Annotated in this window: 12 protein-coding genes; 4 read left to right on the top strand and 8 right to left on the bottom strand. The window is 70.7% G+C overall.

Going from position 1 to position 13622, the window contains the following annotated elements; genetic code table 11:
- Positions 1 to 3: 3 nt before the first annotated feature.
- Positions 4 to 1032, bottom strand: a complete 1029-nt coding sequence (locus tag RCR19_RS21350) for a P1 family peptidase (protein ID WP_331266582.1) — start codon at positions 1030 to 1032, stop codon at positions 4 to 6.
- A gap of 146 nt (positions 1033 to 1178) precedes the next feature.
- Between RCR19_RS21350 and RCR19_RS21355 the strand changes: the two genes are divergently transcribed.
- Entirely contained in the window at positions 1179 to 1373 is a 195-nt protein-coding gene (locus tag RCR19_RS21355) for a hypothetical protein (protein ID WP_331266583.1), read from the top strand.
- A gap of 144 nt (positions 1374 to 1517) precedes the next feature.
- Here RCR19_RS21355 and mscL read toward each other — a convergent pair whose 3' ends face one another.
- The 6 genes from mscL to RCR19_RS21385 all read right to left on the bottom strand — a co-directional run bounded on the left by mscL (position 1518) and on the right by RCR19_RS21385 (position 7528).
- A complete protein-coding gene (gene mscL, locus RCR19_RS21360; protein WP_059130651.1) occupies positions 1518 to 1982 on the bottom strand; it encodes a large conductance mechanosensitive channel protein MscL in 465 nt (154 codons plus the stop codon).
- Between the two features lie 134 nt (positions 1983 to 2116).
- Entirely contained in the window at positions 2117 to 2506 is a 390-nt protein-coding gene (locus RCR19_RS21365; protein ID WP_331269509.1) for a hypothetical protein, read from the bottom strand.
- A gap of 631 nt (positions 2507 to 3137) precedes the next feature.
- Entirely contained in the window at positions 3138 to 3971 is an 834-nt protein-coding gene (locus RCR19_RS21370; protein ID WP_331266584.1) for an S-methyl-5'-thioadenosine phosphorylase, read from the bottom strand.
- 76 nt (positions 3972 to 4047) lie between these two features.
- The gene (locus RCR19_RS21375) at positions 4048 to 4359 is read right to left on the bottom strand and encodes an FmdB family zinc ribbon protein (RefSeq protein ID WP_059130654.1); all 312 of its coding nucleotides are present in this window, start codon (positions 4357 to 4359) and stop codon (positions 4048 to 4050) included.
- A gap of 68 nt (positions 4360 to 4427) precedes the next feature.
- Positions 4428 to 5699 (bottom strand): MFS transporter, encoded by a 1272-nt coding sequence (locus RCR19_RS21380; RefSeq protein ID WP_331266585.1) that lies wholly within the window; start codon positions 5697 to 5699, stop codon positions 4428 to 4430.
- Positions 5700 to 5956: 257 nt separating this feature from the next.
- Positions 5957 to 7528: a potassium/proton antiporter gene (locus tag RCR19_RS21385; RefSeq protein WP_331269510.1), complete on the bottom strand. Its 1572-nt coding sequence runs from the start codon at positions 7526 to 7528 to the stop codon at positions 5957 to 5959.
- A 212-nt stretch (positions 7529 to 7740) separates the two neighbouring features.
- Between RCR19_RS21385 and RCR19_RS21390 the strand changes: the two genes are divergently transcribed.
- Positions 7741 to 10485, top strand: a complete 2745-nt coding sequence (locus tag RCR19_RS21390; RefSeq protein WP_331266586.1) for a penicillin acylase family protein — start codon at positions 7741 to 7743, stop codon at positions 10483 to 10485.
- Between the two features lie 56 nt (positions 10486 to 10541).
- Here RCR19_RS21390 and RCR19_RS21395 read toward each other — a convergent pair whose 3' ends face one another.
- Positions 10542 to 11177, bottom strand: a complete 636-nt coding sequence (locus RCR19_RS21395; protein WP_331266587.1) for a 5-formyltetrahydrofolate cyclo-ligase — start codon at positions 11175 to 11177, stop codon at positions 10542 to 10544.
- A 103-nt stretch (positions 11178 to 11280) separates the two neighbouring features.
- Here RCR19_RS21395 and galU point away from each other — a divergent pair, with 103 nt between their 5' ends.
- Positions 11281 to 12183: a UTP--glucose-1-phosphate uridylyltransferase GalU gene (gene galU, locus RCR19_RS21400; RefSeq protein WP_331266588.1), complete on the top strand. Its 903-nt coding sequence runs from the start codon at positions 11281 to 11283 to the stop codon at positions 12181 to 12183.
- Positions 12184 to 12188: 5 nt separating this feature from the next.
- Positions 12189 to 13511 (top strand): gephyrin-like molybdotransferase Glp, encoded by a 1323-nt coding sequence (gene glp / locus RCR19_RS21405; RefSeq protein ID WP_331266589.1) that lies wholly within the window; start codon positions 12189 to 12191, stop codon positions 13509 to 13511.
- Positions 13512 to 13622 lie beyond the last annotated feature (111 nt).

Consider the following 13622-nt stretch of genomic DNA (forward strand, 5'->3'; position numbering starts at 1 on the left):
CGACTACCGGGCGCCGTACAACTCCGTGTACGAGGGCCAGGTTCCGCCCGGTGCGTCCACCGACTCGGCGGCGCGCACCGCCCGTACGATCGCGCGCGTCACGAGGTCCGCGCCCGCCGCCAGCACCTCGTTCAGTGCGAGAGGGCTCGTGGAGTCGAGGGGACGCGTCCCGGTCGCCAACCCGAACACCGTGTCCCCGTCGGTGAGCAGATGGGCCGGACGCACGGCGCGCGCGATGCCGTCGTGCGCCACACCCGCGAGCTTCTGCGCCTGGGCCTTGGTGAGTTCGGCGTCGGTCGCCACGACGGCGACGGTGGTGTTCAGCGGGGGCTGCGGTCGGTGTGCGGCGAGCCCGGCCAGCCGCCGCCGCGCCGCGTCGTGCACGTCAGGTGCGGGACGCTCGGCCCCGCCCTGGAACAACTCCCCGTAGAGGGCACCTGTTCCGGGGTCGAACGCCGAACCCACCGCGTTGCACACGACCAGGGCGCCCACCGTGACACCCGAGTCCAGCACCGTGCTCGCGGTGCCGACGCCGCCCTTGACGGGTCCGATCGTCGCTCCCGTGCCCGCCCCCACACAGCCCTCCGGCACCTGCGCGCCCGGCTCGCTCGAGGCGGCCGCCTCCACGGCGGCCCGGCCGACGGCCGCGTCAGGCCGGGCTGCGAAGTCGCCGCCGCGTCCCAGGTCGAAGACGCAGGCGGCGGGCACGACCGGCACCACATGCGTCGGTCCGGGCCCGACCCGCACACCACGCCCGCGCTCCTCCAGCCAGGCCATCACGCCCGACGCCGAGTCGAGTCCGTAGGCGCTGCCGCCGGTCAGCACGACCGCTTCGACCTTCTGCACCAGGTTGCGGGGATCGAGCGCGTCGGTCTCCTTCGTGCCCGGCCCGCCGCCCCGCACGTCCACCGCCGCGACCGCCCCGCCCTCCGGGGCGAGGACGACCGTGGTGCCGGTGAGCCAGCCGTCGCCGATCCGTGTGGCGTGACCCACACGCAGGCCCATGACATCCGTCAGCCCGTCAACTGTCATGGCCCCATGATCCTTCGGCATTTTCCGGTCACCACCACCCGGGTCGTAATCCAGCTGGCCTGTGTCGCCCATCGGCCACCGACATGTGTCAGGAGCCCGGGATCCCGGGGCGTCCGCCCAGGACACCGTGGACGTACGCTGGTGGCATGAGCACCACCCCCGCCCGTGATCGACAGGACCCGAAGCCCGATCCCAAGGACGCCCTGGTCTTCGACGACCCGCTGAGCCGGCAGTCCTCGGACGACACGGACCAGGGGTGGGGCGAGCGTCCCCGGCCGAGCGGGGACAGCGCCGCCGATCTGGCGCGCTTCCTCGACGAGAAGCCGCCCCACCACCTGTGAGCGGCGTGCGCGCGATGCCGCATCGCCATCGCTGAGCGATGCGGCCCCGCCGCCCGCGGACCAGGTCCTACGGCCTGTCATCTGGATCACGTCGGCGTCGCGTGGCGCGGTATCTTCCGGCCGACCCGATCCAAACGACCGACCTCAGCCGCGGCCCGGTCCCCGCTGCGCGACCAGCGTGTCGCGTATCTCCTTGAGCACCTCCAGCTCCGTCACGCCGACCACCTCCTGCGTGCCTTCCTTGGCCCTGCGGCGGGCCTCCTGGCGGGCCAGGAACTTGGCCATGGGCAAGACCATCAGGAAGTAGACGACGGCGGCCGTGATCAGGAAGTTGAGCGTGGCGCCGAGGACCGAGCCCCACAGGATGCGCACGCCCGTCGCGGTGTCACCGGTGCCCGTGCAGGGTTCCCGGAGGCAGGAGCTGTAGCTGTCCAGGCTCTTGGTGCCGAGGGCACCCACGACCGGGTTGATCACTCCCTTCACCACGGAGTTGACGATGTTGGTGAAAGCGGCGCCGATGACGACCGCAACCGCCAGATCGACGACGTTTCCCCGCATCAGGAAAGCCTTGAAGCCCTGCATGAGCCCCGGCTCCTTCTTCTCGCTCACCAGTGAGCCCCTCCTCGACTGCACAAACAGCGGAACGAACAGCTCCGCAACCTACGGCAGGGTGTCCCGTGCCTGTCCAGTCCATGCCGGGTGAACCGGAATCCGTGATCGGGGAACGGGGTCCGGCGGGCGGATCAGCACAGCGTCACCGTCAGCCGTGAGGCGGCGCCGGCACCGGCCAGACGGGCGGCCGTGGTGCGCGGTACGGACAGCACGACCAGCGCGCCGTTCTCGGTGGGATCGACCTCCGGCACCCGCGTGACAAGTGCCCCGGCCGCCACGACCTTCGCGCCGCCGTCACCGTCGGCGGCGATCACGTCGACCTTCGCGCCGGGCCGCAGCAACCGCACCGAGGCCCCGTCAGCGATCCGCACCGGCGCCGTCACCGTCCCGACCGCGCCCTGCTCCGGCGCGGGCCCGGGTGCCGCCCGCGGATGCGCGACGGCGTCCGGGTGTGCCCGAGCGTCCCCGGAGCCCCCCGGCCCTGCGGCCACGAGGGAGGCCGCCGTGACCGCCAGGCCCATGGCCACGGCCCTCCTGCGGTGCCTAGCGAGGCGCCGCAGCCCGTGGCACCCGCCGCGCACACGCACGGGGGCGAAGTGCGGCACCGTGCACCTGGGCGGTGTGTCCGCACGGCCCGCGAGATCCGCCTCGGGTGGGGGCGCCGGGCCATCCGCGCACGGCAGGACCATGGGGACGTCCTCATGGGGCGGGTGGCCGAAGGCGGGTCCGCGGGCCCGCCGCACGAGGCCTTCTCCATAGGGCGGTGCCATGAGGGCTTCCCCGCGATGTGCGGGTGCGGATCCCTCCGGTGGCATGTGCGTCACGGAGGAGTCCGTGCCGACGCGGGGCACGGAAGGGGCGAGATACGAGGGCTGTGGGGAGGGGGAGAACCGGGCCATGCTGACCACCACCTGCGTCGCGAGATCGGGACGCGACCAACGATGAGGCCTCGCGGCGAAGTCCGCCGACGCCCGTGGACCACCGGCCGGTTGTGGACAACTCGCTCACCCGAACGTGAGGTTCCGGACGCCGTCGCCCTCCCCTGCCGTGCCTCTGCCCCTGTCCCTGCGCCCGCCCCGCCTCAGTCCTCGTCCGCTGCCGCCGGCACGGTCGACGCGGCCGCCCTCATGGCCGACGCGGCCGCCGTCACGGTCACGGCAGCTCGAACCCCGGATCCATCCCGCCCAGCGCCGTCCTGCACAGGCAGTCCCGCTTCTCGTCGGCCGGCAGCGCGGCCACCGCGTCGAACAGCACGCCCCGCAGCCGGTCCACATTTCCCGCGAAGACCCTCAGCACCTCGTCGTGCGAGACGCCCTCGCCGGTCTCCGCGCCCGCGTCCAGATCCGTGACCAGTGTCAACGACGTGTAGCAGAGCTCCAGTTCACGGGCGAGTGCCGCCTCGGGGTGACCGGTCATGCCCACCACGGACCAGCCCTGCGCCCGGTGCCACAGCGACTCGGCGCGAGTGGAGAAACGCGGGCCCTCGACCACCACCAGCGTGCCGCCGTCCACCGGCTCCCAGTCCCGCCCGCGCGCGGCACGCAGCGCGGCGGCACGGCCGACGGGGCAGTACGGGTCGGCGAGGGACACGTGCACCACGTTCGGCACGGTGCCGTCGGGCAGGGGGAGCCCGTCGAAGTACGTCTGCGCCCGGGCCTTCGTGCGGTCCACCAGCTGGTCGGGCACGAGCAGGGTCCCGGGCCCGAGCTCGGGCCGCAGTCCGCCCACCGCGCAGGGGCCGAGGACCTGCCGCACACCGACGGAGCGCAGGGCCCAGAGGTTGGCGCGGTAGTTGATGCGGTGGGGCGGCAGATGGTGGCCGCGGCCGTGGCGGGGGAGGAAGGCGACCCGCCGGCCGGCGACCTCACCGAGGAAGAGGGAGTCGCTGGGCGCCCCGTAAGGGGTGTCGACGCGGATCTCGGTCACGTCGTCGAGGAAGGAGTAGAAGCCCGAGCCGCCGATGACGCCTATCTCTGCGTTCTCCATGGCGAGCACAGTAGCTGGCCGGGAGGACACCAAGGACCCCGCCGTCCCGTGACGGCGGGGGAGCGGTCGGCCGGCCTTATGCGGCGGAGCTCGAGGAGGTGCTGCCCGAGGACGAGCCGGAGTCCGACGAGGTGGAGCCGGACGAGGTGGAGCCGGACGACGAGGTGGAGCTCGACGGCTTCGACGAGGCCGGGCTGCTGCTCGAGGAGGAGCCGCGGCTGTCGTTGCGGTAGAAGCCGGAGCCCTTGAAGACGATGCCGACCGCGGAGAACACCTTCTTCAGGCGGCCACCGCAGTTGGGGCACTCGGTCAGGGCGTCGTCGGTGAACTTCTGCACCGCCTCGAGGCCCTCGCCGCACTCGGTGCACTGGTACTGGTAGGTCGGCACTTGTCTTCCTCCTGGCACTCTCACTTAATGAGTGCTAACGACGATCTATACTGACGCATTCCTCGGGTTCAGTCCACCGAGAGCGGCACGCGGTGACCGACGCCACGTGCCACCGTGCGGCCGCCCGGGCGTGTCGTCAGCCGGGACCGCAGAGACACCAGGGTCGCCAGTGCCAGCACCGTTCCGGCCGTCGGGACCAGGAAACCGGCACCGTCCCACAGCCGGTCCTCCAATTGTCCGGCCACGGTGACCGCCGCCGCCTGGCCGAGCGCGACGGCGCCGGTGAGCCAGGTGAACGCCTCGGTGCGGGCGCCCGCCGGGACCAGCCCCTCGACCAGTGTGTAGCCGGTGATCAGGGACGGTGCGATGCACATGCCCACCAGGAGCCCGAGACCGGCGAGGACGAGTACCGAGTGCGCGGTCCACAGGCCGGAGGCGGCGACCGCGAGGGCCGTGTAGCCGATCACCAGGCGGCGCTGCGGCGCGGTCTTCCAGGCGACGGCGCCGCACACGACGCCGGAGAGCATGTTGCCCGCCGCGAAGATCCCGTACAGGACTCCGTTCAGGCCGGGCTCGCCGATCGACTGGCTGAACGCGGCGAGCGAGACCTGCATGCCGCCGAAGACGGATCCGATACCCAGGAAGGTCGCGATCAGGACCCGCACACCGGGGACGCGCAGCGCGGAGACGTGCTCCACGTGTGCGTGCTTGTGCGCGGCCACGGACGGCTGGGTGCTCTTCTGCGCGGCGAACAGCACACCGCCCACCAGGGTCAGGGTCGCCTCCGCAAGCAGGCCGGCGGCCGGGTCGACCGCCGTGCACAGGGCGGTCGCCAGCAGCGGGCCGACCACGAAGGTCAGCTCGTCGGTGACGGACTCGAAGGCCGCTGCCGTCGTCATCAGGGGTGATTCCTGGAGCTTCACGCCCCAGCGGGCCCGCACCATGGGGCCGATCTGCGGCACCGAGGCGCCGGTCGGGACGGCGGCCGCGAACAGGGCCCACAACGGCGCGTGGGCCAGCGCCAGCGCCGTGAGGGACACGCCCGCCACAGCGTGCACCAGGACGCCGGGAAGCAGTACCGCCCGCTGGCCGTGGCGGTCGGCGAGACGGCCGCTGTAGGGCGCGAACAGGGCCATGGAGACGCCGGTGGCCGCCGCGACGGCGCCCGCGGCGCCGTACGAGCCGGTCGTGTGCTGGACGAGCAGCACGATGGAGAGGGTGAGCATCGCGAACGGCTGACGCGCCGCGAAGCCGGGGAGCAGGAAGGTCCAGGCGCCGCGGGTGCGCAGCAGCTGTCCGTAGCCCGGACGGGACGACTTCGAGGTGACCGTGGACGCCACGGCCCGTGCCTTTCTGCCGCCTGGTAGCGCGGGGCGCCGAGAGCTGTCCTCATGCGCGGACTGCGGTAGATACCGGCGCCCGCTGCGGGGGCGTCCCGGCCGCCATACGGTCGCGCCAGCTCTGCGTCAGGCAGAGTTGGTTCGATCAGGTGCGCCTCGAGTGTACAGAGACGCCCGGCCGGGACCCCTGTGAAACAGGGCACCATGCGGCGCTCGACCTGGGATTGCCAGACGTGTGCGGCGACCGGGCCGGGGTCTCAACGCCTGCGCCCGCTCGTTCCGTTCCCGGTCATGCCGAGCCAACCGGCGAGCTTGCCGCCCTGGCCGACCGCCCGCAGACGCTTCTCCGCCGCGTCGCGGACCTGGTCGGTGGTGACCACGAGGAGTTCGTCCCCGCGCCGCAGTTCCGTGGTCGGCAGCGGCACGAACGACTTTCCCTCCCGGACCACGAGCGTGACCGCGGCACCGGCCGGCAGGCGCAGCTCGCTGACCTCGACGCCGTGCATCCGTGAGCCCCCGGGGATCGCGACGGACAGCAGATGCCCGCGCAGCCGCTCCAGGGGCGCCGACTCGATGCCGAGGTCGGAGGCCTCGGGGCCGCCGGCCAGGCGCAGCGTGCGGGCCAGCCAGGGCAGTGTCGGGCCCTGGACCAGGGTGTACGCGACCACCAGGACGAAGACGATGTTGAAGATGTGGCGACTGGCGGCGACGCCGTTCACCATCGGGATCGTGGCCAGGATGATGGGCACCGCGCCGCGCAGGCCGGCCCATGACATCAGCGTCTGTTCCTGCCACGGCAGCCGGAAGGGCAGCAGGCTCACCACCACGCTCAGCGGCCGCGCCACCATGGTCAGCACCAGACCGATGACGAGGGCGGGCAGCACGTCGGCGCCAAGTTCGTGCGGGGTCACCAGCAGACCGAGCAGGACGAACATGCCGATCTGCGCGATCCAGCCGAGCCCCTCGGCGAAGCCGCGCGTCGCTGGCCAGTGCGGCAGCTTCGCGTTGCCGAGCATCATCGACGCGAGGTACACGGCGAGGAAGCCGCTGCCGTGGGCCAGCGCACCGGCCGCGTAGGCCGCGACCGCGATGGCCATGACGGCGATCGGGTACAGGCCGGAGGCGGGCAGGGCCACGTGCCGCAGGCCCCAGGAGCCGAGCCAGCCGACCGCGAGGCCGATCGCGGCTCCGACGGCCAGCTCCGCGACGATCGTCAGCAGCAGTGTGTACCAGTGCTCCACCGGGCCGGCCGCGGAGAAGGCGACGACGAGGATCACCACCGGGGCGTCGTTGAAGCCGGATTCGGCTTCAAGGGCCCCGGTCACGCGCGTGGGCAGCGGGACCCTGCGCAGCACCGAGAAGACCGCCGCCGCATCGGTCGACGAGACCACCGCTCCGATGATGAGCGACTGCCGCCACTCGAGCCCGGTCAGGAAGTGCGCGCCGACCGCCGTGACGCCGACGCTCACCGCGACACCGATCAGCGCCATGGAGGTGGCCGCGGACAGTACCGGCCTGATGTCCTTCCACTTCGTACCGAGACCGCCCTCCGCCAGGATCACGACCAGCGCCGCGTAGCCGATGACCTGGGTGAGTTCGGCGTTGTCGAAGTGGATGTCGCCGACGCCGTCCTGGCCCATGGCGATGCCGATGCCCAGGTAGATGAGCAGGCTGGGGAGCCCGCTGCGCGACGAGATCCGAACCGCTGCCACCGCGATGAGCAGAACGAGCGAGCAGACGAGCAGGAGCTGGTTGAGGTGGTGGACAGTCAGCGGCCGTTCCCTTCTCGCAGTGCGGGAGCCGCGATGCGAACGCCCCGATCCGAGCAGCTGAAGCCGGTGCGGGCTTCAGCACAACTACTTCGTTACCTTACCTAACTCTTGACGCTTTCTTGACATTCCTGCGATCTGATCGAACTTCAGTCCGGGCCGGATCCGGACTCCGCGTCAAGGCATGCCGGGCCCTGCGCCTATGGTTGCTCCAGCGCTCAGTAGAAAGCACAGCCCGCCCTGCCGCTCGTGTTAGGACAGCAAGGACAGCGATGCCCGCCAACACCAACGCCTCTTCCGGCCAGAAGCCCGGCAAGTCCGGCAGGAGGAAGGGGCGCAGAGCCCGTCTGCTTCTGATCGTCCTGGTTCTGGCCCTTGTGGGAGGGTTCGGTTACGGAGGGTACTGGTCCGTCAGTACCGTGCGAGCTTCCTTCCCGCAGACCAGTGGGTCGATCACGCTCGAAGGCCTGTCGGGCCCCGTCGACGTCAAGCGCGACGGTTACGGGATCCCGCAGATCTACGCCTCGTCCGACGAGGACCTCTTCATGGCGCAGGGTTATGTCCAGGCGCAGGACCGGTTCTACGAGATGGACGTGCGCCGGCACCTGACCTCCGGGCGCCTGTCCGAGATGTTCGGCAAGAGCCAGGTCAAGAACGACGAGTTCCTGCGGACCCTCGGCTGGGACCGGGTCGCCAAGCAGGAGTACGACACCAAGCTGTCCTCCTCGACGAAGAAGTACCTCGATGCCTACGCCAAGGGTGTCAACGCCTACCTGAATGGCAAGAGCGGCAAGGACATCTCCTTGGAGTACGCCGCGCTGGGCCTCGTCAACGACTACAAGCCGCAGCAGTGGACCCCGGTCGACTCGGTGTCCTGGCTCAAGGCGATGGCCTGGGACCTGCGCGGCAACATGCAGGACGAGATCGACCGCTCCCTGATGACCAGCCGTCTCGGCCCGAAGCAGATCGACGACCTCTACCCGGACTACCCGTACAGCCGGAACAAGCCGATCGTCCAGACCGGCCAGTACAACGAGATCACCAAGGCGTTCGAGCAGAGCGGCTCCACGGGCACGCAGTCGTCGACCGGCAGCTCCACGGCGAACTCGCCGTCCTCGGCCCTCCAGAGCCAGCTCGCGGGCCTCTACAACGTCCTGGACAACGTTCCGACCGCCGTCGGCGTGAACGGCAACGGCATCGGCTCCAACTCCTGGGTCGTGGACGGCGACCACACCATCACCGGCAAGCCGCTGCTGGCCAACGACCCGCACCTGTCGGCCTCGCTGCCGTCCGTCTGGTACCAGATGGGCCTGCACTGCACCACGCTCTCCAGCAAGTGCCAGTACGACGTCACCGGCTACACCTTCGCGGGCATGCCCGGCGTGATAATCGGCCACAACAAGAACATCGCCTGGGGCATGACCAACTCCGGGGTGGACGTCACCGACCTCTACCTGGAGAAGCTGTCGGGCAGCGGCTACCTCTACGACAACAAGGTGCGCCCGTTCACCACCCGCACCGAGACGATCAAGGTCGCCGGCGGTGATTCCAAGAAGATCGTCGTACGGGAGACGAACAACGGGCCGCTGCTGTCCGACCGTGACGACGAGCTGGTCAAGGTCGGCAAGAAGGCGACGGTCGAGACCGCGGCACCCGACCGCGGCGACGGCTACGGCATCGCCCTGCGCTGGACCGCCCTGGACCCCGGCACCTCCATGGACGCCGTCTTCGCGATCGACAAGGCGTCGAACTGGGACGAGTTCCGGTCGGCGTCCCGTTCCTTCGACGTGCCGTCGCAGAACCTGGTCTACGCGGACACCAAGGGCAACATCGGCTACCAGCTGCCGGGCAAGATCCCGGTGCGCGGCAAGGGGGAAGGCCGGCTGCCCGCGCCGGGCTGGGACCCCGCGTACAGCTGGACCGGCAAGTACATCCCGCAGAACGCGCTGCCCTACGAGTTCAACCCGAAGCGGGGCTACATCGTCACCGCGAACCAGGCGGTGATCGACAAGAGCAGGTACCCCTACCTGCTCACCGAGGACTGGGGCTACGGCACGCGCAGTCAGCGGATCACCGACCTGATCGAGTCGAAGATCAAGGGCGGCGGCAAGATGTCGACCGACGACATGCGCCAGATCCAGCTCGACAACTTCAGCGACATCGCCAGGCTGCTGGTGCCCAAGCTCCTCAAGATCGACGTCTCCGACAAGAACGTCCGCGAGGCGCAGAAGCTGCTCGAGGGCTGGGACTACACACAGGACGCCGACTCGGCGGCGGCCGCGTACTTCAACGCCGTCTGGCGCAACATCCTCAAGCTCGCCTTCGGCAACAAGCTGCCCAAGGAGCTCCGCGTCGAGGGCCAGTGCCTGTGGGTCGAGCCGGCCGACAGCACCGGGCCCGCGGACGAGGACCAGAAGGTGCGCGAGTGCGGTGAGCGGGCCGCGGACCAGGCGCAGCCGGACGGCGGCGACCGGTGGTTCCAGGTGGTGAACAACATCATCAACGACCAGACGAACGACTGGTGGCACCTGCCCAAGACCCGCACCCAGAAGGCCACCACGACGCGCGACGACCTGTTCAAGCGCGCACTGACGGACGCGCGCTGGGAGCTGACCGCCAAGCTCGGCAAGGACATCGACACCTGGAGCTGGGGCCGGCTGCACCGCCTGTTCCTGAAGAACCAGACCCTCGGCACCAGCGGCCCCGGCGTGCTGCAGTACATGCTCAACCGGGGCCCGTGGAAGCTCGACGGCGGCGAGGCGACGGTGAACGCCAGCGGCTGGAACGCGGCGGGCGGCTACAGCGTCGTGTGGGTTCCGTCGATGCGGATGGTGGTCAACCTGGCCGACCTCGACAAGTCCAAGTGGATCAACCTCACCGGCGCCTCCGGGCACGCCTACAGCGCCCACTACACCGATCAGACGGACAAATGGGCCCAGGGGGAGCTGCTGTCGTGGAGCTTCTCCAAGACGGCGGTCGACAAGAGCACGACCGACACCCTCGTGCTCGAGCCCTGACGGACGACTCGATGTGGAACCGGCCCTGCACGCGTGCGTGCAGGGCCGGTTCCACATCAAGCGGGTTGCCGGCGGCCGGGCGGGGACTCCCGGAAACGCCGCACGCCCGAGGGGGTCACCACCGCGTGCACCGGCCGGTCGTGGGGCTCCTCGGGGACGCGCTCCACGACCTCCGTGTCGTACAGGAGCACCACCAGGGCCGGGTCGGCGCGCGCACGCTCCAGACGGGCCAGTACGCGGTCGTACGAGCCCCCGCCGCGGCCGAGCCGCATACCGCGCGCGTCGACCGCCACACCGGGCAGCAGCACGGCGTCCGCCCGCCCCACGGCCTCCGGGCCCAGACGCTCTCCGGCCGGCTCCAGGAGGGCCATCCGTCCGCCGTGCCGGACGCGTACGAGGGAACCGGGCCCGGCGTACACGCCCCAGTCGAGGTCGTTGTCCGGCAGGAGGACCGGCAGCAGCACCCGCACGTTCCGTGCGCGCAGTGCGTCCAGCAGGGGTGTGGTCCCGGGTTCGCCGCCCACGGAGACGTACGCGGCCACCGTGCGGGCGCGCGCGAGCTCGGGCAACTCGAGCGCCCGCCCGGCCAGTGCGTCCGCCGCCTCACGCACGTCACCGGACGTCAACCTGTTTCTCATCTCGAGGAGCCTTCGCCGCAACATTCGCTTGCCAGGCTCGGCCTGGTCTCCCATGGGAACCACTGGTCAGTGCCTTGCCTTCCTCAATGCGCTCATATGAGAGCAAATTAACCGGAGGCACAGATTCAGTACATAGCCACCGGATATGGTTGTGAGCATGACTGAGTCGCACCCCAGGATCACCAAGGCTGTCATTCCCGCAGCAGGCCTTGGCACGCGGTTCCTGCCGGCCACCAAAGCCACCCCCAAAGAGATGCTGCCGGTCGTCGACAAGCCCGCGATCCAGTACGTGGTCGAAGAGGCCGTGTCCGCGGGGCTCGACGACGTTCTGATGATCACCGGCCGCAACAAGCGGCCCCTCGAGGACCACTTCGACCGCAACTACGAGCTCGAGTCCGCCCTGCAGAAGAAGGGCGACGCCGCACGGCTCGCGAAGGTCCAGGAGTCCAGCGACCTCGCCACGATGCACTACGTGCGCCAGGGCGACCCCAAGGGCCTCGGGCACGCCGTGCTCTGCGCCGCTCCGCACGTCGGCCACGAGCCGTTCGCCGTCCTGCTCGGTGACGACCTGATCGACCCGCGCGACCCCCTGCTCGCGCGCATGGTCGAGGTCCAGGAGCGCAACGGCGGCAGCGTCATCGCCCTGATGGAGGTCGCGCCCGAGCAGATCCACCTCTACGGCAGCGCCGCCGTCGAACCCACCGAGGACGGCGACGTCGTCAGGGTGACCGGCCTGGTCGAGAAGCCGGACCCGAAGGACGCCCCGTCGAACTACGCGGTCATCGGCCGCTACGTCCTCGACCCGCAGATCTTCGAGATACTCCGCAAGACCGAGCCGGGCCGTGGCGGCGAGATCCAGCTCACCGACGCCCTCCAGCAGCTCGCGCAGGACGAGAAGGTCGGCGGTCCCGTGCACGGTGTCGTCTTCAAGGGCCGCCGTTATGACACCGGAGACCGTGGCGACTATCTGCGTGCCATTGTCAGACTCGCGTGCGAACGTGAAGATCTGGGTCCGGACTTCCGGACCTGGCTTCGCAGTTACGTGAACGAGGAGATGTAAGGAATTTGAGCGCCGCCGCGACCCGCACCACCGGCCAGGACCCCCTCTGGTCGGTGGACGACCATCTGGAGGACATCCTCGCCGGCATCCGGCCTCTCGAGCCCATCGAGCTGCAACTGCTCGACGCCCAGGGGTGCGTGCTGGTCGACGACGTCACGGTCCCGGTCTCGCTACCGCCGTTCGACAACAGCTCGATGGACGGATACGCGGTACGGGTCGCGGACGTCGCGGGCGCGAGCGAGGAGTTCCCGGCCGTCCTCACGGTGGTCGGGGACGTCGCGGCGGGCTCGGCCGGCGCGATGCGGGTGGGTCCGGGCGAGGCCGCGCGCATCATGACCGGCGCTCCGCTGCCGCCCGGTGCGGAGGCCGTCGTCCCCGTCGAGTGGACCGACGGGGGTCTCGGTGGGGGTCCCGTCTCCGGGATGCCGGCCCGCAGCCTTTCCCCCGAGGGCGCCTCGGGGCAGGTGCGGGTGCACCGTCCGGCCGAGGCGCGTGCGCATGTGCGGGACAAGGGCAGCGATGTGAAGGCCGGCGACCTCGCCCTCGAGGCGGGCACCGTGCTCGGTCCGCCGCAGATCGGGCTGCTCGCCGCCATCGGCCGGGGCACGGTGCGGGTGCGCCCGCGCCCGCGCGTGGTCGTCATGTCCACCGGAAGCGAACTGATCCCGCCCGACGAGGAGTTGGCGGCCGGCCAGATCTACGACTCCAACAGCTTCGCCCTCACCGCCGCCGCGCGGGACGCCGGGGCCATCGCCTACCGGGTCGGCGCCGTCGCCGACGACGCCGACACCCTGCGGTCCACCGTCGAGGACCAGCTCGTCCGCGCCGACCTCGTGGTCACCACCGGCGGGGTGAGCGTCGGAGCGTACGACGTCGTCAAGGAGGCGCTCTCCTCCGTCGGCGACGAGGACGAGCCGGGCGGCGGCATCGAGTTCCGCAAGCTCGCCATGCAGCCGGGCAAGCCACAGGGCTTCGGTTCGATCGGCCCCGACCACACACCACTGCTCGCCCTGCCGGGCAACCCGGTGTCGTCGTACGTCTCCTTCGAGCTGTTCGTGCGTCCCGCGATCCGCACCCTCATGGGGCTGCAGGAGGTGCACCGGCCCAGGGTCAAGGCCGTCCTCACCGCGGACAAGGCACTGACCTCGCCCGAGGGGCGCAGGCAGTTCCTCCGCGGGAAGTACGCGGACGGGCAGGTGACCCCGGTCGGCGGCGCCGGCTCGCATCTGGTCGCGGCCCTCGCGCACGCCGACGCCCTGATCGTCGTGCCCGAGGACCACACGTCCGTCGAGCCGGGTGCCGAGGTCGAGGTCGTCCTCCTCGGCTGACGCGCGCCCGCCCGCGCGGGGCGGCGCAGAGGCGCTCCGGGCCGGGCGTGTTGCCCTGTCCGGGGTCCCTTCCTGGTCGGAGGGCCCGTTCACCGGACCTTGCTCCGGTGA

Origin of the sequence: Streptomyces sp. WAC07094 (assembly GCF_036320405.1) — a bacterium.
Lineage (GTDB): Bacteria > Actinomycetota > Actinomycetes > Streptomycetales > Streptomycetaceae > Streptomyces > Streptomyces lannensis.